Origin of the sequence: Herbidospora daliensis (assembly GCF_001570585.1) — a bacterium.
GTDB lineage: Bacteria > Actinomycetota > Actinomycetes > Streptosporangiales > Streptosporangiaceae > Herbidospora > Herbidospora daliensis.
This window is the reverse complement of record NZ_BBXF01000001.1, coordinates 14,356-35,948: the sequence shown is the minus strand read 5'-3', so window position 1 is coordinate 35,948 and position 21,593 is coordinate 14,356. Positions and strand designations below refer to the sequence as shown.

General features: G+C 71.6%; 19 protein-coding genes. 18 read left to right on the top strand and 1 reads right to left on the bottom strand.

Features of this window, described 5'->3' with window-relative positions; all coding sequences use genetic code 11:
* Positions 1 to 66 precede the first annotated feature (66 nt).
* From AW274_RS00165 to AW274_RS00085, 17 genes are all read left to right on the top strand, one after another.
* A complete protein-coding gene (locus AW274_RS00165) occupies positions 67 to 1,311 on the top strand; it encodes a replication-associated recombination protein A (protein WP_083973859.1) in 1,245 nt (414 codons plus the stop codon).
* A gap of 171 nt (positions 1,312 to 1,482) precedes the next feature.
* Complete coding sequence (locus AW274_RS00160; protein ID WP_062428220.1) at positions 1,483 to 1,863, top strand: DUF948 domain-containing protein; 381 nt, start codon at positions 1,483 to 1,485, stop codon at positions 1,861 to 1,863.
* Positions 1,860 to 2,090, top strand: a complete 231-nt coding sequence (locus tag AW274_RS00155) for a hypothetical protein (protein WP_062428219.1) — start codon at positions 1,860 to 1,862, stop codon at positions 2,088 to 2,090. The genes AW274_RS00160 and AW274_RS00155 overlap by 4 nt, the downstream gene beginning before the upstream one ends.
* 1 nt (position 2,091) lies before the next feature.
* A complete protein-coding gene (alaS, locus tag AW274_RS00150) occupies positions 2,092 to 4,758 on the top strand; it encodes an alanine--tRNA ligase (protein ID WP_062428218.1) in 2,667 nt (888 codons plus the stop codon).
* A 4-nt stretch (positions 4,759 to 4,762) separates the two neighbouring features.
* Entirely contained in the window at positions 4,763 to 5,251 is a 489-nt protein-coding gene (ruvX, locus tag AW274_RS00145; RefSeq protein WP_062428217.1) for a Holliday junction resolvase RuvX, read from the top strand.
* Positions 5,248 to 6,339, top strand: coding sequence for an endolytic transglycosylase MltG (mltG, locus tag AW274_RS00140; protein WP_062428216.1), 1,092 nt, complete (start codon positions 5,248 to 5,250; stop codon positions 6,337 to 6,339). Before ruvX ends, mltG (AW274_RS00140) begins: the two co-directional genes overlap by 4 nt.
* Before the next feature lie 136 nt (positions 6,340 to 6,475).
* Positions 6,476 to 7,600: an endolytic transglycosylase MltG gene (gene mltG, locus AW274_RS00135; RefSeq protein WP_232319911.1), complete on the top strand. Its 1,125-nt coding sequence runs from the start codon at positions 6,476 to 6,478 to the stop codon at positions 7,598 to 7,600.
* Positions 7,601 to 7,604: 4 nt separating this feature from the next.
* Positions 7,605 to 8,417, top strand: coding sequence for a shikimate dehydrogenase (locus AW274_RS00130; RefSeq protein ID WP_232319910.1), 813 nt, complete (start codon positions 7,605 to 7,607; stop codon positions 8,415 to 8,417).
* Between the two features lie 207 nt (positions 8,418 to 8,624).
* Positions 8,625 to 9,230, top strand: a complete 606-nt coding sequence (infC, locus tag AW274_RS00125; RefSeq protein ID WP_062428214.1) for a translation initiation factor IF-3 — start codon at positions 8,625 to 8,627, stop codon at positions 9,228 to 9,230.
* Positions 9,231 to 9,359: 129 nt separating this feature from the next.
* The gene (gene rpmI, locus AW274_RS00120; protein ID WP_030456928.1) at positions 9,360 to 9,554 is read left to right on the top strand and encodes a 50S ribosomal protein L35; all 195 of its coding nucleotides are present in this window, start codon (positions 9,360 to 9,362) and stop codon (positions 9,552 to 9,554) included.
* A 23-nt stretch (positions 9,555 to 9,577) separates the two neighbouring features.
* Positions 9,578 to 9,958, top strand: a complete 381-nt coding sequence (rplT, locus tag AW274_RS00115; RefSeq protein WP_030456929.1) for a 50S ribosomal protein L20 — start codon at positions 9,578 to 9,580, stop codon at positions 9,956 to 9,958.
* A gap of 76 nt (positions 9,959 to 10,034) precedes the next feature.
* The gene (locus AW274_RS00110) at positions 10,035 to 10,826 is read left to right on the top strand and encodes a TrmH family RNA methyltransferase (protein ID WP_062428213.1); all 792 of its coding nucleotides are present in this window, start codon (positions 10,035 to 10,037) and stop codon (positions 10,824 to 10,826) included.
* Positions 10,827 to 10,934: 108 nt separating this feature from the next.
* Entirely contained in the window at positions 10,935 to 12,014 is a 1,080-nt protein-coding gene (locus tag AW274_RS00105) for a PAS domain-containing sensor histidine kinase (protein WP_062428212.1), read from the top strand.
* Positions 12,015 to 12,283: 269 nt separating this feature from the next.
* Positions 12,284 to 13,420: a phenylalanine--tRNA ligase subunit alpha gene (gene pheS / locus AW274_RS00100; protein WP_439648746.1), complete on the top strand. Its 1,137-nt coding sequence runs from the start codon at positions 12,284 to 12,286 to the stop codon at positions 13,418 to 13,420.
* Entirely contained in the window at positions 13,420 to 15,972 is a 2,553-nt protein-coding gene (locus AW274_RS00095; RefSeq protein ID WP_062428210.1) for a phenylalanine--tRNA ligase subunit beta, read from the top strand. The genes pheS and AW274_RS00095 overlap by 1 nt, the downstream gene beginning before the upstream one ends.
* Positions 15,973 to 16,147: 175 nt before the next feature.
* On the top strand, positions 16,148 to 17,938 hold the full coding sequence (locus AW274_RS00090) for an ATP-binding protein (RefSeq protein ID WP_157519686.1): 1,791 nt from the start codon (positions 16,148 to 16,150) through the stop codon (positions 17,936 to 17,938).
* Positions 17,935 to 19,968 carry an ATP-binding protein gene (locus tag AW274_RS00085; RefSeq protein WP_063813083.1) on the top strand — a complete coding sequence of 678 codons (2,034 nt, stop codon included), beginning with the start codon at positions 17,935 to 17,937 and terminating at the stop codon, positions 19,966 to 19,968. Before AW274_RS00090 ends, AW274_RS00085 begins: the two co-directional genes overlap by 4 nt.
* Positions 19,969 to 19,972: 4 nt before the next feature.
* On the opposite strand, the gene AW274_RS00080 is transcribed toward AW274_RS00085, so the two are convergent.
* Positions 19,973 to 20,380 carry a hypothetical protein gene (locus tag AW274_RS00080; protein WP_157519685.1) on the bottom strand — a complete coding sequence of 136 codons (408 nt, stop codon included), beginning with the start codon at positions 20,378 to 20,380 and terminating at the stop codon, positions 19,973 to 19,975.
* Positions 20,381 to 20,520: 140 nt separating this feature from the next.
* Between AW274_RS00080 and AW274_RS42510 the strand changes: the two genes are divergently transcribed.
* Positions 20,521 to 21,591 carry a helix-turn-helix domain-containing protein gene (locus tag AW274_RS42510; protein WP_062428206.1) on the top strand — a complete coding sequence of 357 codons (1,071 nt, stop codon included), beginning with the start codon at positions 20,521 to 20,523 and terminating at the stop codon, positions 21,589 to 21,591.
* The last annotated feature ends 2 nt before the right edge of the window (positions 21,592 to 21,593 follow it).

Here is a 21,593-nt window from a genome sequence, read left to right as displayed (position 1 = left end):
GGGTTCGTGGAGAGCCTGTTCGATTCGGCCGCGCGCGACAACACGCCCGAACCCCTCGCCGTGCGCATGCGCCCGCGCACCCTCGACGAGGTCATCGGCCAGCGCCACCTGCTCGGCTCCGGCACCCCGCTGCGGCGGCTGGTCGAGAGCGAGGCCCCCATGTCGCTGTTCCTGTGGGGGCCGCCCGGCACCGGCAAGACCACGCTGGCCTACGTCGTGTCCAACGTCACCAAACGGCGGTTCGTCGAGGTCTCGGCCGTCTCGGCGGGGGTCAAGGACGTGCGCGCGGCCATCGAGAACGCCCGCCGCGAGCTGGGCATGAGCGGGCGGCAGACCGTCCTGTTCGTCGACGAGGTCCACCGCTTCAACAAGGCCCAGCAGGACGCGCTGCTCCCGGCGGTGGAGAACCGCTGGGTCACCTTCATCGGGGCCACCACCGAGAACCCGTTCTTCTCCGTCATCTCGCCGCTGCTGTCGCGCTCCCTGCTGCTCACCCTCGAATCGCTCACCGACGACGACGTCGGGGCCGTGCTCGACCGCGCCGTGACCGACGAACGCGGCCTCGACGGCGCGGTCACCCTCCGGCCCGAGGCCAGGGAGCAGCTCGTCCGGCTGGCCGGGGGAGACGCCCGGCGCTCCCTCACCTACCTCGAGGCCGCCGCCCTGCTGGCCGACGACGTCACCGTCGAGGTGGTCGAGAGGGCCGTCGACAAGGCCGCGGTCCGCTACGACCGGCAGGGCGACCAGCACTACGACGTCATCAGCGCCTTCATCAAGAGCATGCGCGGCTCCGACGCCGACGCCGCCCTCCACTACCTGGCCCGCATGGTCGAGGCGGGGGAGGACCCCCGCTTCATCGCCCGCCGCATCGTGATCTTCGCCTCCGAGGACGTCGGCATGGCCGACCCGACCGCCCTCCAGGTGGCCGTGGCCGCCGCCCAGGCCGTCGAGTTCATCGGCCTGCCCGAGGGGCGCATCAACCTGGCCCAGGCGGTCATCCACTGCGCGCTGGCCCCCAAGTCCAACGCCGTCGTCAAGGCCATCGGCGCGGCCCAGGCCGACGTGCGGGCCGGGCTCATCGGCCAGGTCCCGCCCCACCTGCGCGACGCCCACTACCCGGGCGCGAAGAAGCTGGGGCACGGGGAGGCGTACCGCTACCCCCACGACTTCGACCACGGCGTGGTGCGCCAGGACTACGCGCCCGAGGAGGTGCGCGACCGGCGCTACTACGAGCCGACCACCCACGGGGCCGAGGCCCCGGTGGCCGAGCGCTGGGCGAAGCTGCGCGCCTTCCTGCGCGGCGAACGCTGACCCGCGGCCGCCCGAACACGCATGCCCGGCGGTCGCCGTGGCAGAAGGCGGACCTGGAATACGCGATAGGGTTTCTGCCATTCAACGCAGGGGCCCCGCCAAAGCGAGACGCGGCTGCCGAAGGCAGGCCGTGGCTCGCGTGGTGAATCTGCCTCAAGGAGGAGGTCGCCCATGCTCACCGCCGGAGAGGTCGCGGGCCTGATCGTCGCCATGTTCTGGGCGATCCTCGTCTGCTTCCTGGCCTACGTGCTGATCAAGCTGGCCCGGCTGCTCACCGCCACCACCAAGGTCGTCAACGAGCTCGGTGACAAGGTGGTGCCCCTGCTCAACGAGGTCAGCTACACGGTCAGCGAGACCAACCGCCAGCTCGTCGCGGTGGAGGCGATAGCCTCCAACGTGAAGGAGGTCAGCGACGACGTCGCCAAGATCACCGGGCTGGCGTCGACGGTCGTGACCGGGCCGATCATCAAGGTCTCCTCGTTCGCCCACGGCATCCGCAGCGCCCTGTCGCGGCGCGGCCGGCGCAGGAAGTCGCTGGAGCCACGGCCGTGATCCGCCGCCTCTTCTACATGACCTTGGGCGCCTCGCTGGCGGTCTGGGTCATGCGAAAGCTGGAAGCCCTGAAGCCCGAGCACGTCGCCCGGCGCACCGCCCACCAGGTGCGCGACTTCGCCGACGACGTGCGCGCCATGGCGGCGAACAGGGAAAACGAGTTGCGGGCCCAGCACGGGCTCGGAACAGTCGGACATATCACCAACGACGTAAAGGACGGCCGCTGAAATGGAGTCGGCAGAGATCGTACGCCGCTTCCTGCGCTTCTTCGAAGAGCGCGGGCACACCGTCGTGCCCTCGGCCAGCCTGGTCGCGGAGGACCCGACGCTGCTGCTGGTCAACGCGGGCATGGTCCCGTTCAAGCCCTACTTCCTCGGGCAGCAGAAGCCGCCCTACAAGAGGGCCGCCAGCGCGCAGAAGGTCATCCGAACCCTCGACATCGACGAGGTCGGCAAGACCACGCGGCACGCCAGCTTCTTCCAGATGCTCGGCAACTTCTCGTTCGGCGACTACTTCAAGGAGCAGGCGATCCCCTTCGCGTGGGAGCTGCTCACCAACCCGGTCGCCGCGGGCGGCTTCGGGTTCCCCGAAGAGAAGATGTGGGTCACGGTCTACCTCGACGACGACGAGGCGATCGAGATCTGGAAGCGCGCCGGCGTGCCCGCCGAGCGCATCCAGCGCCGCGACCTGGCCGACAACTACTGGCACATGGGCGTTCCGGGCCCCGGCGGCCCCTGTTCGGAGATCTACTTCGACCGGGGTCCCGAATACGGCCGCGAGGGCGGGCCCGTCGCCGACGAGACGCGCTATCTCGAGGTGTGGAACAACGTCTTCATGCAGTACACGCTCGGCACGGTCCGGTCGAAGATCGACTTCGACGTGGTCGGCGAGCTGCCCGCCAAGAGCGTCGACACCGGCATGGGTCTGGAGCGCATGGCGGCGATCCTGCAGGGCGTCGACAACATCTACGAGATCGACACCACCTTCAAGATCCTCAGCCGCGCGGCCGAGCTGACCGGCACCCGCTACGGGGCCGACGGCCGCAACGACGTGTCGCTGCGCGTCATCGCCGACCACCTGCGGGCGGGCGTCATGCTCGTCGGCGACGGCGTGCTGCCCTCCAACGAGGGCCGGGGCTACGTGCTGCGCCGCATGCTGCGCCGCGCGATCCGCAACCTGCGCCTGCTGGGCTCGGGCGAGGAGCGCTACATGCACGAGCTCACCGCCACCACCATCGGCACGATGGGCGAGCAGTACCACGACCTGATCGCCGACGCGGCGCAGATCCACGGCGTCATCGACGCCGAGGAGGCGTCGTTCCTGGGCACCCTGCGCACCGGCACGACGATCTTCGACACGGCGGTGGCCGAGAGCAAGAAGAGCCACACGAGCGTGTTGTCGGGCGACAAGGCGTTCCAGCTCCACGACACCTACGGCTTCCCGATCGACCTGACCCTCGAAATGGCGGCCGAGCAGGGCCTGAAGGTCGACGAAGAGGGCTTCCGCCGCCTCATGGCCGAGCAGCGCGACCGCGCGAAGGCCGACTCGAAGCTCAAGAAGACCGGCAACGCCGACATCTCGGTCTTCGGCCAGATCCTCGAGAAGGCGGGCAAGGTCGAGTTCCTCGGCTACGACCACCTGACCACCGACACCGAGATCGCCGGCATCATCGTCGACGGCGCGCCGGTCCCCACCGCGGGCGCGGGCACCACCGTCGAGGTCGTGCTGCTGCGCACCCCGTTCTACGCCGAGGGCGGCGGCCAGCTCGCCGACCAGGGCGTCATCAGGGTCGAGAACGGCGAGATCGAGGTCGTCGACGTGCAGTCGCCGATCGCGGGCCTGGTCGTCCACCGGGGCAAGGTCACCTCCGGCGAGGTCACCGTCGGCGACGCCGCGCACGCGGCGATCGACATCGACCGCCGCCGGTCGATCTCGCGCAGCCACACCGCGACCCACCTGGTCCACCGGGGCTTCCGCAACGCGCTCGGCGAGACCGCCGCGCAGGCCGGTTCGGAGAACTCGCCGGGCCGCTTCCGGTTCGACTTCACCTCGGCCGGCGCGGTGCCCGTCAGCGTGCTGCGCGACGTCGAAGACGAGGTCAACGCGACCCTGATCGACGACCTCAAGGTCAACGTCGTGCACACCTCGCAGGCCGAGGCGCGCAAGATGGGCGCGCTGGCCCTGTTCGGCGAGAAGTACGGCGACGTCGTGCGCATCGTCGAGGTCGGCGACTACTCCCGCGAGCTCTGCGGCGGCACCCACGTCGCCAGCTCGGGCCAGCTCGGCCTGATCAAGGTGCTCGGCGAGTCGTCGATCGGCGCCGGGGTGCGCCGCGTGGAGGCCCTCGTGGGTCTCGACGCGTTCCGCCACCTGGCCCGCGAGAGCGTGCTGGTCTCCCAGCTCAGCGGGGCGCTCAAGGCGCGTCCCGAGGAGCTGCCCGAGCGGGTCGACGGCATCGTCACCCGGCTGCGCAACGCCGAGAAGGAGCTGGAGAAGCTGCGCTCGGCGCAGGTGCTCGCGGTGGCCGGGGAGCTCGCGTCCGGGGCCTCGGACATCCAGGGCGTTTCCGTCGTAACGCACCGCGCGCCTGCTGGAACCACCCCCGATGACCTGCGTAAACTCGCTCTCGATGTGCGCGGCCGGTTCCCCGGTGATCGCGCCGCGGTGGTCGTCGTCGCCGGTGTCCCCTCGGACCGTCCCGTCGTGGTCGCCGCTGTCAACGAGGCGGGACGCGACCGAGGGCTGAAGGCGGGCCGTCTGGTAGGAGTCGCCGCCAAGGCACTTGGGGGTGGCGGTGGCGGCAAGGACGATGTCGCGCAGGGCGGCGGGACGAACGCGGGCGCTGTCGACGACGCGCTGCGTGCGGTCACCGAGGCGATCAACTCCAGCCTGTGACGTCATGAGACGGGGCACACGACTCGGCGTCGACGCCGGGTCGGTCCGCATCGGCGTGGCCCGCAGCGACCCTTCGGGGCTGCTGGCCACGCCGGTCGAGACGGTGAAGCGCGGCAGGGGCGACCTCGACCGCCTCGCCGCGCTCGTCGCCGAACACGAGGTCGTCGAGGTCGTCGTCGGCCTCCCCACCTCCCTGTCGGGCCGGGAGTCCCACGCGGCCGGAGCCGCCCGCGAGTTCGCGGCGGCGCTGGCCGCCCGGGTCGCGCCGGTCCCGGTCCGCCTCTACGACGAGCGCCTGACCACCGTGACCGCGCAGGCCAACCTGCGCCAGAGCGGCCGCAAGGCCAAGAACCAGCGCGACGTCATCGACCAGGCGGCGGCCGTGGTGCTGCTCCAGGCCGCCCTCGACGGCGAGCGCGCGTCCGGCAAACCACCAGGTCATCCCCTCGACCCACCCCCCGGTGGAGAAACGAGTCCCGGGACCGACCGGTGAGCCCGCAGGAGTGGGACACGTTCCTGCTTGCGGACGAGGCCGAACCGGTCGACCACGAGGTCCGCCGCGACCGCACCCGGAAGATCGTCTACGCCGGGCTGGCCGCGGTGGCGACCGCCGGGATCGTCGGCTTCTACACGCTGGCCCGCCCGTTCCTGGCGCCCGACGACTTCGAGGGCGCCGGGACCGGCCCGGTCGTGGTGCGCATCAGCGCCGGCGAGAGCGCCGTCCAGATCGCCGAGACGCTCGCCAAGGCGGGCGTGGTGGCCAGTTCCAACGCGTTCGTCCGCGAGGTGGAGGCCCGCGCCAAGTCGGGCAGCCTCCGGCCGGGCGACTACCGGCTGAACAAGGGCATGGCCGCCTCGGTCGCGCTCGACCGGCTGCTCGACCGCGACTCGCGGGTGTCCCGGCGGGTGACCATCCCCGAGGGGCTGCGCGCCAAGGAGGTGTACGTCCGCCTCTCGGCCGCCTCCGGTTTCCCGGTCGCCGAGTTCGAGAAGGCGGCGGCGCAGCCGGCCGCGCTCGGGCTGCCGGCCTACGCCAAGTCGGTCGAGGGCTTCCTGTTCCCGGCGACCTACGAGGTCGAGCCGTCGAGCACCGCCAGGAGCCTGCTGCGCGACATGACCGCCCAGTTCGGCCGGGTCGCCGACCGCCTCGAACTGGACTCGCTGGAGGGGATGACGCCCCTCGACGTGGTGACCACGGCCAGCATCGTGCAGGCCGAAGGCGGGCGTGACGACGACTATCCCAAGATCGCTAGAGTGATCTACAACCGCCTCAAAAAGGGCGGGCGCCTGGAGATGGACACCACGGTGCTGTACGCGCAGAACCGCCGGACGCTGAACGTCTCCGAGAAGGACACGCAGGTGCGCTCCCCGTACAACACCTATCGGATCGATGGTCTACCGCCCGGCCCGATCGGAAACCCCGGTGAGCAGGCACTTCGCGCCGCCCTGAAGCCAGCGAAGGGTGATTGGTACTGGTTTGTCACTACGGATCCAGGCCGTAGAATCACCAAATTCACTGACAACGAAGGCGAGTTCGTGAAATATCGGGAAGAGCTGAACAGGTACCTCGGGACGAACTAGGCCGAACGATGACCGACGGTCCGCGTGTCGGGCCGAGATCCATACCGAAGCTTGATCCCCCCTCGGTTTGGCGCATCGCTTGACGCGAGGCCAGTCCTACCGAGAGATTGGCCAGCGCACTATGAACGACCTCGACATGGACTCTTTGCTCGGCGCCTCCGACGAGGGGGGGTCGCGGCGTTCCCGCAAACAGCAGAGCCGCAGCCGGCGCCGCAGGCGGCGCACCAGGCGCAAGGGCGCCGCCGCGTCCGTGATCGCGATCGTGATCATCGTCGGCATCCTGGGCGGCGGCGGTTATCTGGGCTACCGGTGGATCAGCGACGCCGTGACGGCCGACGACTACACCGGCGCCGGCAGTGGTGAAGTGGTCATCGTGATCGAAGAGGGCGCCTCCGCCGGCGACGTCGCCGCCGAACTGGAGAAGGAGGACGTCGTGGCCAGCGCCCGTGCCTTCATCCAGGCCGTCGACGCGGCCGGCAAGGGCGGCTCGCTCCAGCCCGGCCACTACGCGATGAAGAAGCAGATGTCGGCCGCCGCCGCCGTCGGGCTGCTCGACCCCGAAAAGCGCCTGCGCGACAGCCTGACCATCCCCGAGGGCTACCGCGCCACCCGGGTCTACGACACCCTCGCCGACGCGACCGGCATCCCCGCCAAGGAGTTCGCCGACGCGGCCAAGGGCGACATCGGCCTGCCGTCCTACGCCAAGGGCAAGGCCGAGGGCTTCCTGTTCCCGGCCACCTACGAGCTGCCGCCGAAGATCACCGCGAGCGAGATCCTCACCCGGATGACCGACCGCTTCAACGAGACCGCGCAGAAGTTCGACCTGAACGCCGAGGCCCGGCGGCTCGGCTTCACCCCGATGGAGATCATGACCATCGCGAGCATCGTGCAGGCCGAGTCGGGCACCCCCGACGACATGGGCAAGGTCGCCCGGGTCATCTACAACCGGCTGAAGCTCAACCCGCCGATGAAGCTGCAGATGGACTCCACGACCATGTACGCCCTCAACAAGTACGGCATCGCGGCCACCTTCGAGGAGATCAAGAGCAAGTCGCCGTACAACACCTACTACGTCGACGGACTGCCGCCCGGCCCGATCGCCAACCCCGGCGACCACGCCATCGAGGCCGCGCTCAAGCCGACCAAGGGCGACTGGCTGTTCTTCGTGACCACCGATCCCGAGAAGGGCATCACCGAGTTCACCGCCAGCGCGACCGAGTTCGAGCGGCTGCGCCAGAAGTTCAACGCCACCCAGAATTGACCCCGTGACCAACCCCGTGAACAAGAGAGCGGCCGTCCTCGGCTTCCCGGTCGTCCACTCGCTGTCGCCCCACCTGCACCGCGCGGCCTATGCCGCGCTCGGGCTGACCGGCTGGCGCTACGACGCGATCGAGTGCCGCGAGGAGGAACTGGCCGCCTTCGTCGGCGGGCTCGGCCCCGAGTGGGCCGGGCTGTCGCTGACCATGCCGCTCAAGCGGGTGGTGTTCCCGCTGCTCGACACGGTCACGCCGCTGGCCGTCGAGGTCGGCGCGGCCAACACGGTGGTCTTGCGCGACGGCGGCCGGCACGGCGCCAACACCGACGTCCACGGCATCGTCGCCGCCCTGGCCGAGGCCGGGGTGCCGGCGCCGTCGAGCGCGGTCGTCCTCGGGGGCGGCGCGACCGCCGCCTCCGCGCTGGCCGCGCTGCGCGAGCTCGGGCTGCGCGAGGCGACCCTGGTGGTACGCGACCCGCGCCGCGCCGGCGAGACCCTGGAGGTGGCCGACCGGCTGGGAATGTCGGTCGCCACCCGGGCGTTCGACCAGTTCGACGCAGACGTGGATCTGCTGATCTCCACACTGCCCTCGGGCGCCGCCGACGGGTTCGCCGGCGAGGCCGCACGGGCGCGGGCGGTCTTCGACGTCGTCTACTCGCCCTGGCCCACCATGCTGGCCCAGGCCGTGGCGAAAGAGGGCGGGACGGTCGTCGGCGGGTTCTCGATGCTGCTGCACCAGGCGGTGCGGCAGGTCGAGCTGATGACCGGGTGTTCGCCCGCACCGGTGGAGGCCATGAGATCCGCGGGTGAGTCGGCGTTGTAACCGTGCTAAACTAATGAACCGATCGGTCCGGCACGTGCCGGACGCGCAAGCGGAGGTCCTCCTCCCACCTGATCAGCCGCGAGGCAGACGGGTTCAAGGATCACAATCGAGTTTTCGGACTCAGTGGCCCCGCATGCGTGACGTGCCGGGGTCTATTCGTGTTTCCGGCACGGTCGAGCACCCAGGCGAAGGTCCCTTGGAGGTCCCATCAGCACCGAGCCCCGCATCAACGATCGTATTCGTGTCCCCGAGGTCCGCCTCGTCGGCCCGAACGGCGAGCAGGTCGGCATCGTCTCCATCCACGACGCGCTGAAGCTCGCCCAGGAGGCCGACCTCGACCTCGTCGAGGTCGCGGCGACGGCACGCCCGCCCGTCTGCAAGCTCATGGACTACGGCAAGTTCAAGTACGAGTCGGCCATGAAGGCGCGCGAAGCCCGCCGCAACCAGGCACACACGATCATCAAGGAGATCAAGCTCCGGCCGAAGATCGACCCGCACGACTACGAGACCAAGAAGGGTCACGTCGTGCGCTTCCTCAAGGCGGGGGACAAGGTCAAGGTCACGATCATGTTCCGTGGACGTGAGCAGTCGCGTCCCGAACTGGGCTTCCGGCTCCTGCAGCGGCTCGCTGAGGATGTCACCGAGCTGGGCTTCGTGGAGTCTCAGCCCAAGCAGGACGGCCGAAACATGATCATGGTGATCGGCCCGCACAAGAAGAAAGCCGAGGCCAAGGCCGAAAAGGCGGCGGCCCGGGCGACCCGCGACGACGACTCAGTGGACTCGGTGGCCGACGCGGTCGCCGCCGAGGAATAAAAGCCGCTGCGCGGACGCAGAGACTGGGAGCCCGTTTTTCGCGGCTCTTGCGAGTCAGGAACGCCGGTTACCCGGTCCCCTTGCGGGGCCGGGAGATCGGCTTGGAACAACGAGGGAGAGACGGCTGAGATGCCGAAGATGAAGACGCACAGTGGTGCGAAGAAGCGCTTCCGGGTCACCGGCTCCGGCAAGATCGTGCGCCGCCGGGCCAACCGGAAGCACCTTTTCGAGCACAAGCCGTCCACCCGCACGCGCAGGCTTGAGAACGACGTGGTCATGTCCGACGCGGACACCAAGAAGATCAAGAAGCTGCTCGCTAAGTAACGACCCCCGGGGAGAAGAACAACATGGCACGCGTGAAGCGGGCGCTCAACGCCAAGAAGAAGCGCAGGGTCGTCCTCGAGCGGGCGAGCGGTTACCGGGGTCAGCGGTCGCGTCTGTACCGCAAGGCCAAGGAGCAGATGCTCCACTCGATGACCTATGCGTACGCCCACCGCAAGGACAAGAAGGGCGCGTTCCGCCGCCTCTGGATCCAGCGGATCAACGCCGCGGCGCGGCAGAACGGCATGACCTACAACCGGCTCATCCAGGGTCTGCGCCTGGCCGGCATCGAGGTCGACCGCAAGATCCTCGCCGATCTCGCGGTGAACGACTCGCAGACCTTCGCCACGCTGGTCGAGGCCGCCAAGAAGGCGCTCCCGTCCGACGTGAACGCTCCGGTCGCCTAAGCGATCACCAGCTTTCTGGAAGGGCTCACCGTCTCTGGTGGGCCCTTCTTCTCATTCCGGAGGGAAACGTGACCGAGTGACCGAGCTGACCAACCCCAAGTCGCCGAGGGTCAAGGCAGCCCGGCGGCTGACCAAGCGGGCCTTCCGCGACCGCGACCGGGCCTTCCTCGCCGAGGGGCCGCAGGCGGTGCGCGAGGCGCTGGCGCTGCCCGGCGTGACCGTGGAGCTGTTCGCCACCGCCGAGGCCGAGACCCGGCACGCCGACATCGTCGAGGCGGCCCTGACCGCCGGGGTGCCGGTGTTCCGGGCCAGCGGCGAGGTGATGGCCGAGCTCGCCCAGACGGTCACCCCGCAGGGGCTGATGGCGGTGTGCAAGTTCGTCCACGTGCCCCTGTCGTCGGTCGAGGAGACCCGGCTGGTGGCGGTGCTGGCGCACGTCCGCGACCCCGGCAACGCCGGCACCGTGCTGCGCACGGCCGACGCCGCCGGAGCCGACGCGGTGGTGTTCACCGACGCGTCCGTCGACCCCTACAACGGCAAGTGTGTACGGGCCAGCGCGGGCAGCCTCTTCCACCTGCCGGTCGTGACCGGGCTGCCGGTCGACACGGCCGTCGCCGCGCTGAAGGACCGCGGCCTGCGCGTCCTGGCCGCCGACGGCACCGGCAAGGCCACCCTCGACGACGTCGACCTCTCGGCCCCCACGGCCTGGGTGTTCGGCAACGAGGCGTGGGGCCTGCCGCCCGAGGTGCTGGCCCTGGCCGACGAGGTCGTCCGGGTACCGATCTACGGCCGCGCCGAGAGCCTGAACCTGGCCACGGCCGCCGCGGTGTGCCTGTACGCCAGCGCGCGAGTTCTCCGGCAGATCTGACATTCCGTGTAATAGGTGCGTACCCGGGCGGTGACGGGCTGCCGAAGGGCTCCGGAAACCCGCTATTGTCGGCGGAGACGGCTCGCGGAGCACGGCTGGAGGGGTCCTTTGCGCGGCGAGAACACCCATGGACGGGTCGCCGACTCGTCGAGTGTGATCGCCATCGACGCCCTTCCCGACGGCGTCGTCGTGGTCGACGGCGACGGCGTGGTGATGGCCGTGAACAAGGCGGCCGAACGCCTGACCGGGCTGCACCGCAAGAGGTCCCCCGGGCGTCACGTGGCCGACGTGCTCCCGTTGCGCGACGCCGAGGGGCGCGACTGGTGGAAGTGGCTCGACCCCCGGGGCGGCCTGTCCATCCGGTCCCGCCAGGTCGAGCTCCCGCTGCAGCTCGACGGCCGCGACCTGCTCGTCACGGCGGCGTTCGTGCGCATGCCCGCGCGGGCCGGCCGGGTGATGCGGGTGGTGATCACCCTGCGCGACGCCGCCGCCCGCCGCCGCCTGGAGCGCAGCCGGGCCGACCTCGTCTCGACCGTGGCCCACGAGCTGCGCTCGCCGCTGACCAGCGTGAAGGGCTTCACCGCCACGCTGCTCGCCAAGTGGGACCGGTTCAACGACGCCCAGAAGCTCGTCATGCTCCAGACGGTCAACTCCGACGCCGACCGGGTCACCCGGCTGATCACCGACCTGCTCGACGTCTCCCGCATCGAGTCGGGCCGGGTGGAGATCCGGCGGCAGATCGTCGACGTCCCCGCCCGCGCGAGGCGCGTCATCGCCGGCCGCGTGGCCGCCGGGGAGTCCGAAGACCGCTTCTCCCTCACGGTGACCGGCGACCTGCCGGAGATGTGGCTCGACCAGGACAAGATGGACCAAATCCTCGGCAACCTGGTCGAAAACGCCGTGCGGCACGGCGGCGGAAAGGTGACAATCGTCGTAGAGCCCGTCGAATGGGGAGTGGCCGTGTCCGTGCGTGACCAGGGTGAGGGTGTCAAACCCGAGCTGGCCTCGCGCGTCTTCCGCCAGTTCTGGCGCGGCAACGACCGCCGCCGCGGCGGCACCGGCCTCGGCCTCTTCATCGTGAAGGGCCTCGTGGAGGCCCACGGCGGCACCATCACCGTCGAACGCGCCCCCGGCGGCGGCGCGGAGTTCCGATTTATCATGCCCACCGGAGCCCCGGACTGTGTTTGATGGCCGCGCCTCCGGCGCGGCGGGCCAAGCGCTCTGGACCCGGTGGGCTCCTTCGTCGCTCTAGTCGCTTCGCTCCTGCCGCTCCTCCTCGCCCACCGGCGCGCTTGGCCGGAGGTCTGGCCACATTGCCAGGTCTGGCGGGGTCATCCCATGTCAGGCCACACGGGTGAGAGCAGGTGGGGTCTGGGGAACCGACCTGGTTTCGAGCGGCCCGCTTCCGACGTCGCAGGTCCTGCCGTCGGCCTTAGGGCTTTCCTTTAGCTAATAGAATCAGGGGCCGCCATTCCGGCCCTGGATACGGAGTTCCCTTGTCTGATTACGACCCGGTCGAGGTGACACCGCTGCACGCCGACGAGCTGGCGCGCGCGGAGGCCGATGCCCTCGCCGCCATCTCCTCGGCCGCGGATCTCGACGAACTGAAGCAGGTCCGGCTGGCCCACGCCGGTGACCGGTCCCCGATCGCGCTGGCCAACCGGGAGATCGGCGCGCTGCCGCCGGCCGCCCGCGCGGAGGCCGGCAAGCGGATCGGCGCGGCCCGCAAGGCCGTCGGCGAGGCGCTCGCCACCCGCCAGACCGAGCTCGAGGCCGAGCGTGACGCGCGGGTGCTGGTCGAGGAGACCGTCGACGTCACCCTCCCGTGGGACCGCGCGCCGCGCGGGGCCCGCCACCCCCTGACCACGCTCCAGGAGCGCATCGCCGACTGCTTCGTGGCCATGGGCTACGAGGTCGCCGAGGGCCCCGAGCTGGAGGCCGAGTGGTTCAACTTCGACGCGCTGAACATCGCGCCCGACCACCCGGCCCGCTCCGACCACGACACCTTCTTCGTCGAGTCGGTCAAGTCGGGCAAGGTGCTGCGCACCCAGACCTCGCCGGTGCAGATCCGCGCCCTGCTGGAGCGCCCGCTGCCGGTCTACGTCATCTCGCCCGGCAAGGTGTTCCGCACCGACGAGCTCGACGCCACCCACACCCCGGTGTTCCACCAGGTCGAGGGCCTCGCGATCGACAAGGGCCTGACGATGGCCCACCTGAAGGGCACGCTCGACCGGTTCGCCGAGGTCATGTTCGGCGAGGGCATCTCGACCCGGTTCCGGCCCAACTACTTCCCGTTCACCGAGCCGTCGGCCGAGATGGACCTGCGCTGCTTCGTCTGCCGCGGCGCGTCGTCGGTGCCGGGCAACCCGCCGTGCCGGACCTGCAAGTCCGAGGGCTGGATCGAGTGGGGCGGCTGCGGCATGGTCAACCCGCGGGTGCTGATCGCCTGCGGCGTCGACCCCTCGGTCTACTCCGGGTTCGCGTTCGGCATGGGCATCGAGCGCACCCTGATGTTCCGTCACAACGCAGAAGACATGCGCGACATGGTCGAAGGCGACATCCGCTTCACCCTGCCGTTCGGAATGGAGGTCTGATGAAGGTCCCGCTTTCGTGGCTGCGGGAGTACGTCGATCTCCCGCCCGTCACCGCTCACGAGATCGCCGACCGGCTGACCGCCGCCGGTCTCAAGCTGGAGGCCATCTCCTCCCACGGTCACGACCTGAAGAACGTGGTCGTGGGCCAGGTCATCGAGATCGAGGAGCTCACCGGCTTCAAGAAGCCGATCCGCCACTGCCTGGTCGAGGTCGGCGAAGCCGAGCCGCGCGAGATCGTCTGCGGCGCGACCAACTTCGCGATCGGCGACGTCGTGCCGGTCGCGCTGCCCGGCGCGGTGCTGCCGGGCGGGTTCGAGATCGCCTCCCGCAAGACCTACGGCCGGTTGTCCGACGGCATGATCTGCTCCGAGGCGGAGCTCGGCATCGCCGAGTCGTCGCCCGGCATCCTGGTGCTGCCCGCCGACACCCCCCTCGGGGCTGACGTCGTCGAGCTGCTGGGGCTGCGTGACGACGTACTGGAGCTGGAGATCACCCCCGACTGCGGCTACGCGTTGTCGATCCGCGGCGTGGCCCGCGAGGCGGCGACCGCGTTCGGCGTGCCGTTCCGCGACCCGGCCGCGCTGGAGCTTCCGGCGACCGAGGGCGTCACCCACCCGGCGGAGATCGGCGACCCGACCGCCTGCGACCGGTTCGTGCTGCGCGCGGTGTCGGGGTTCGACCCGTCGGCCGAGTCGCCGCTGTGGATGCGGGTGCGGCTCACGCGGGCCGGCATGCGCCCGGTCTCGCTGGCCGTCGACGTCACCAACTACGTGATGCTGGAGCTCGGCCAGCCGCTGCACGCCTTCGATAGGAACACTATCCAGGGCGGCATCGTGGTGCGCCGCGCGCTGCCCGGCGAGCGCCTGGAGACCCTCGACCACGTCACCCGTGACCTGGCCGAAGACGACATCCTGATCACCGACGACTCGGGCGCGATCGGGCTGGCCGGCACCATGGGCGGCCTGTCGACCGAGATCTCCGGATCGACGACCGACATCGTCATCGAGGCGGCCCACTTCTCGGCCACCGGCGTGGCCCGCATGTCGCGGCGGCACAACCTGGTGTCCGAGGCGTCCAAGCGCTTCGAGCGCGGCGTCGACCGCGAGCTGCCGCTCGCGGCGTCGTGGCGCGCGGTCCAGCTGCTCACCGAGCTGGGCGACGGCGTGGCCGAGCCCGGGGTGACCCACGCGCAGGCCGACGTCGCGCCGGTGTCGATCACCATCCCGTCGGGCCACCCGGCGCGGGTCGCGGGCGTGCCCTACACCCGCGAGACCGTGGTCACCCGCCTGGAGCAGATCGGCTGCCGCGTCGTCGACGGCGTCGTCGAGGCCGCCGAGGGCGGTCGCGGCGTGGCCGCCACGGGCGTGGTGACCAGCGGCGACCTGGCCGCGAAGCTGGCCGTGACCGGCGACGACCCGATCACGGTCTACCCGCCGAGCTGGCGTCCCGACTTGACCGACCCCAACGACCTGGCCGAAGAGGTCATCCGGCTGGAGGGCTACGACACGCTGCCCTCGGTCCTGCCGGGCGCCCCGGCGGGCGCGGGCCTGACCGAGACCCAGCGGCTGCGCCGCCGGGTCGGCCGGTCGCTGGCGCTGGCGGGCTACGTCGAGGTGCTGTCCTACCCGTTCATCGGCGCGCGCGACCTCGACCACCTGCAGCTGCCCGAGGGCGACGACCGCCGCCGGGCGACGCGGCTGGTCAACCCGCTCAGCGAAGACGAGCCGTTCATGCGGACCACGCTGCTGCCGGGCCTGCTGAAGACGCTGGTCCGCAACGTGGGCCGTGGTTTCACCGACCTCGCGCTGTTCGAGACGGGCCTGGTCTACCGGCCGGGCGCCGACGCGCCGGAGACCGCGCCGATCCTCACGGTCGAGCGCCGTCCGACCGACGAGGAGCTGGCCCGGTTCTCCGCCGCCCTGCCCGAGCAGCCTGTCCGCGTCGCGGCCGTGCTGGCCGGGGAGTTCGAGCGGTCGGGGTGGTGGGGCCAGGGCCGCGCCGCGACCTGGGCCGACGCGATCGAGGCCGCCCGCGCGGTGGCCCGCGAGGCGGGCGTCTCGTTGGATATCCGCGCTGACCAGCACGAGCCGTGGCACCCGGGCCGCTGCGCCGCGCTCTACGTCGGCGAGGTGCTCGTCGGCCACGCCGGCGAGCTGCACCCGCGCGTGGTGGAGGCCTACGGCCTGCCCAAGCGCACGGCGGCGATGGAGCTCGAACTGTCCCGCCTGGCCGCCCCGGCCCCGGCGCAGACCCCGTCGATCTCCGCCTACCCGGTGGCGACCCAGGACGTCGCGCTGATCGTGCCCGCCGACACCCCGGTGTCGTCGGTGGAGGCGGCGCTGCGCGACGGCGCGGGCGACCTGCTGGAGTCGGTCCGTCTCTTCGACGTGTACGAGGGCGCGCAGGCGGGCGAGGGCAACAAGTCCCTGGCCTACACGCTGCGCTTCCGCGCCGCCGACCGGACCCTGACGGCCGACGAGATCGCGGCCGCCCGCGACGCGGCGGTCGAGCTGGCCGCCGCCCAGGTGGGAGCACGCCTGCGCGGGGTGTGAACCCGGTTCTGACGAGAGGGGCGGCGGGGGATTCCCCCGTCGCCCCTCTCTTGTCGTCTTCCACCCGGATGGAGAAAACGACTCCCGGGTGGAAGAGGTGTCCTCCTCGGATAGCAGGGAGCGCTAAGTAGGCGGAAGGTCACCGGCCTACGATTGCCCGGCCAAGGGGAGGCAGGTGATTGTCGTGTCCGGAGACGGGCTCGTCGGCAGAGACGCCGACGTCAACGGGATCGAGAAGGCCTTCCGGCACACCCGCCTGGTCACCCTGACCGGGCCTCCCGGTGCCGGAAAGACCGCGCTCGCGAAGGTCGTCGCGGCCCGCCGGGGCGCGCGGTGGGTCGACGCCGACGCGGGTCCGGCCGCGCTGGCCGAGATCGGCGCGGCGGCCGACGGGTTCGTCGTGGTCGACGGCTGCGACCGGGCGCTGGAGCTGCTGGTGCCGTACATCGGGGTGATGCTGCAGCGGCATCCCGACCTGTCGGTGCTGGCGACGTGCCGGGAGTCGCTGGCGCTGCCGGGGGAGCGGGTGATCGCGCTGCGCGAACTGGCTCCGGGCCACCGCGCCGAGCTGCTCGACCGGCTGGGCGTGACCGCGCCCGGCGAACTCCTCGAACAAGTCGACGGGCTGCCGCTGACGCTGGTGCTGCTGGCGGCGGCGGTGCGGCGGGGCGAGACCGGGGGCGCGCTGCTCGACCTGCTCTGGGACCCCGGCCACGACGGCCCGCTGCGCCACGCCGCCATGCGGACCGCGATCGGCTGGAGCCACGAGCGCTGCACCCCCGAGGAGCGGCTGGTCTGGGCCCGCGCCTCGGTGTTCGACGGCGGCTTCGACCTGGAGGCCGCCCAGGCCGTCTGCGGCGACGACGACGTGACCCCCGCCGTGGCCGCGCTGGTCGACAAATCGATCCTGGTGCGGTCGGAGAGCACCGAGGGTGTGCGGTTCCACCTGCCCGCGACCGTCCGCGCGTTCGGCGCCGAGTGGCTCGGCCGGGCAGGTGAGCGCGCGGCCACCGAACACCTCCACTTCCGCCACTTTCGCGCCCTCGCCCGGCGGGCCGAAGCCGAATGGCAGGGCGGTCAGCTGCGCTGGTACCGGCGCATGCGGCTGGAACGCGGCAACCTGATCGCCGCCCTCGACTCCCGCCTGACCGACCCCGGCGGCGCCGACGACGCGCAGGACCTCGCCGGGACCCTGTGGTTCCTGTGGGCCTGCTGCGGGCTTCAGCGCGAGGGCGCCGACCAGCTGGCCCGCGTCCGCCGGGCGGGCGGATCACCCGGCCCGGAACAGGACAAGGCGCTCTGGACCGCCGCCTGGCTGCACGCCGCGCTCGGCGACGCCGACGCCGCGGAAGAGGCCCTGTTCGCCTGTACGAACCAGGGCCCGCCCCGCCTGACCCAGGTCTCGGCGTGGGTGGCCGCCCAGCGCGGCGCCTACCCCGAGGCGCTGCGGCTGATCAGAGACGCCCGCGAGGGCCACCGCCGAGACGCCGACCTGTTCCCCGGCTTCCTGCCGAGCTACACGGTCATCGCCACCACCCTGCTGCGCATGGGCGACCTGCCCGGCGCGGTCCGGGTGCTCCGCGAGGGCCGCGAGTTGTGCCTGACGACCGGCGAGATCTGGACCCGCTCCCACCTCGACCACCTGCTCGCCCAGGCCGCGCTCCTGCGGGGCGACGTCCAGACCGCGCTGAGATCGGCCCGCGAGGCCCTGACGCTGGCCCGCCAGTTCGGCGACGCCCCCGCGTCGGCGGCCGGGGTCGAACTGGTCGGCGTGCTCACCCGCGACGGCGCGCTGCTGGCCTCGGCCGACCGGGCGTGGGCCGGCATGGACGGGCTCCGGTCACCCGTCCTGGCCGAGATCAGAGACCGCGCCCCGGCGGCCGCCGCCGCGCCCGCCCTCGGGCTCGACGACGCCGTCGACCTGGCCTTGACCGCAGACGAACCGACGGGATGGGAGGCCTGTTGACCGCCAACCTGCCTGCTGAGACCAGCAGCTTCATCGGGCGCAAGGACGAACTCGACCGGCTGGCCGGCCTGATGACCGAATCGCGCCTGGTGACGGTCACCGGGCCGCCCGGGGTCGGCAAGACCCGCATCGCGCTGCGCGCCGCCGCCGACTGCGCCGAGGGCTACCCCGACGGGGCCTGGTTCGCCGAGCTGTCTCCCGAACAGGACGCCAACCTGCTGGCCAGCGTCGTGGCCCGGTCGCTGGGCCTGCGCGAGCAGTCGACCCGGCCCTACGAGCAGGTGCTCGCCGAATACCTGGCCGGCAAGCGGCTGCTCCTCGTTCTGGACACCTGCGAGCACCTCGTCGGCGCCTGCGCCGCCCTCGTCGACGGCCTGCTCGACGTGGCGCCGGGCCTGCAGGTGCTGGCGACCAGCAGGGTTCCCCTGGACGTACCGTCAGAGAAGATCCTGGAGGTCGCCCCCTTCGCGCGGCCCGAACCCGAGTCCGACGACCTGCTCGGCTACGACGCGGTCCGGCTGTTCGTCGAGCGGGCCACCGACCGGGTGCCCGGCTGGCAGGCGGGCGACGGCGCGCTCATGGCCGTCGGGCGGTTGTGCCGCCGCCTCGACGGCATCCCGCTGGGCATCGAACTGGCCGCCGGGCACCTGCACGCCCTGTCGGCCGAGGAGCTGGCCGACCGGCTCACCGACCCCTTCGACCTGCTCACCGCCGGATACCGGGGCGGCCCGGCCCGCCACCGCAGCTTCCGCACCGCCGTCGGGTGGAGCCACGAACTGTGCACCCCGCAGGAACGGCTGCTCTGGGCCCGCCTGTCGGTGTTCGCCGGCGCGTTCGACGCGGCGACCGCCCAGGCCGTCTGCGCCGACGACCGGCTGCCCGACGTGGGGCGGGTGCTGGCCGAGCTGGTGCGCAAGTCGATCGTGGTCCGCAAGGGCGACCGCCACCGGCTGCTCGACGGCATCCGCGAATACGGCCGCGAGTGGCTGCGCGAACTCGGCGAGGAGCGCATGATGCGCTCGGCCCACCTGGCCCACTACCGCATGATGGCCGCCCGCCTCGACCGCGAGTGGTACGGCCCCGACCAGCTCGAATGGGCCGACTGGGCGGAAGCCGACCTGGCCGAGATCCGGCTCGCGCTCGACTACGGCATCAGCCACGGCGGCACCGCCTGCCTCGACCTCGTCTCGTCGTGCTGGATCATCTGGGGCGCGCTCGGCCAGATGCGCGAGGGCCGCTACTTCGTCGAACGCGCCCTGGCCGTCGGCCCCCGCGAGGGCTCCTCCTACGCGCGGGCGTTGTGGGTGCTGGGCTGGATCACCCTGTTCCAGGGCGACATGGGCCTGGCCGAACGCAGCTCCCAGCAGTCCCTCGCCGAGGCCCGCCGCATCGGCGACGTGGAGGCGATGGGCCACGCGCTGGTCCGCCTCGGCGGAGTGCGCCTGTTCAGCGGCGCCCCGCAGAAGGTCGAGGAGCTCATGCACGAGGCCCGCACCCACCTCGCCGCCGCGGGCGCCGCCGACACGATCGACGACCTGGTGATGGACGGCGGCCAGGCCATGGCCTACATCTTCCTGGGCGACCTCAACCGCGCCTGGACCCTCCTCCAGGACATGCACACCAAGTCGCGCCAGCGGGGCGAGATCTGGATGCGCGCCTTCGGCGACCTGTTCCGCTCCCAGCTCATGCTCGCCCGCGAGGAGGTCCACGACGCCGACGCGGCCGGCCGCGCGTCACTGGCGGTGAAGTGGCGCCTGAACGACGTCCTCGGCATCGCGATGGGCGCCGACCACCTGGCGACGGTCTCGATGGCCAAGGGCGACGCCCGCGCGGCGGCCTGGATGCACGGCGCGGCGGAACGGTTGTGGCTGACCTTCGGCCTGACGGCCATGGGCTCGGACGAACTCGCCGCCCCCCGGGTCGCGACGGCCGAACGGGCCCGGGTGGTGCTGGGCGACGAGGGGTACGAGCAAGCGTTCGAGGAGGGCTTCGCGGCGTCGATGGACGAGGTCCGCGAACGCCTGTCCTGATCCTTCAGAAAGGCGCTTCAAAAGGCGCGGAACGGCCGGCCAGCGCCGCGTCCATTCCGGCCGCCCAGAGCACCGATTTCGCGTACGCCTCTTCCAGGGACGCCGGGCCGGAATCGCCGAGGCGAATGCGGCCGCCGGGGAGGATGTGAATTCCGGTGAGTTCCGGTGCGATGACGTTCACCTGATAATCGCGGCCGTCGAAATAGGCGAACAGCGTGTACGCCCGCCCCCGGCCGGTCTGAAATGAATACATCCATCCCCTGGCCCGGTCCCGTTCGACGAAGACGGTGTTGCGCGGCATGTGGGAGGCCGCGTATCCGGCGTCGTCGGCCGTCCGGAAATCCCCCTGGACTCGGGAGATCGGCTGGTCGAAGGGGGCGTCCCCGGTGAAGATCTCCCCTTCGCGGCCCACGGCGACCTCGGGCGGGAAATTCATCTGGTCTCTCCTCGGCGTTTTCTGTCAGGCTTGAACCGAGTTTGCCGGGCCAGTCAGGAAAGCGGCCGGGTTGCCAGGTTGACTGCCGGAGAATGGCAACCCTCCAAGGGGGCGCGATGACCTTCGGCGAGAAACTGCGCGGCTACCGCAACGGCGCGGGGAAATCGCTGAACGTCCTGGCGAGGGAGTCGAGCTGCTCCAAGTCCTATTTGAGCCGCCTGGAATCGGGGGAGCGGCGGCCCAGTCCCGAGGTCGCCCGCCACCTCGACGCCTTGCTGAACGCGGGCGGCGCGCTGAAGGCCGCGGCCCTGGACGACCGCGAGCGCAGGGTCGTCGCCCGGCGGGGGGTGGACGAGGCCGCCTACGGCGACGCGCTGCTCCGGTTGCGGGAGCTCGGCCGCCGCCATCCGGCCCGGATGGTGCTGAACATGGTGCGCGGCATGGTCGCCGACCTCGACGACGACCGCGTGGCGGCCCACCTCACCGAGTACGCCAGCTGGATGGCCCAGGAGGCGGGCGACCTGGCCGAGGCCGTCACCCTGATCAAGGCGACCGCCGCGCTGGCCCGCCGGGGCGCCGCCCGCGACCTCCAGGCGTACGCGCTGGTGCGGCGGGCCGAACTGCTGCTGACCGACCCGCGCCGGTCGGCCGAACTGGCCGCCGGGATCCGCGCGCACCGGGGCATCGCCTTGCGCGTGCGCGGTCTGGCCGCGCTGACCGAGGCGAAGGCGCTGGCGCTGATCGGCCCGGCGCGTGCGGCGGAGGCCGCGCTCGACGCGGGGGCCGTCCTGCTGGCGCGGGCGGGCGGCGATCCCGGCCCGTTCCCGGTGGGGCCGTCGACGCTCGCCGACGAGGCCGCCGCCGCGGGCGGCTGGACCATGTTCGACCTGGGCCGCACCGCCGACGCGGTGGTCCGGCTCGGGGCCGCGATCGACGGCTCGCCGCCCGACGGCCACCGCGCTCGCGGTCTGCTGGGGGCACGATTGGCCCGCGCCCATCTCGACCTGGGCGAGCTGGAGGAGGCGGAGGCGGCCGTGCGGGCCAGCCTGGCCATGGCTCGGCGCAGCGGCTCGGCGTCCACCCTCGCGGAGTTGCGCCTCTTCGGGCAGGAGCTGCGCCGCTGGCCGGGCGACCCGCTGGCCGACGGGCTCCGGGCGGAAGTGGCCGCCGGCCTGTCGGCCCGGTGAGG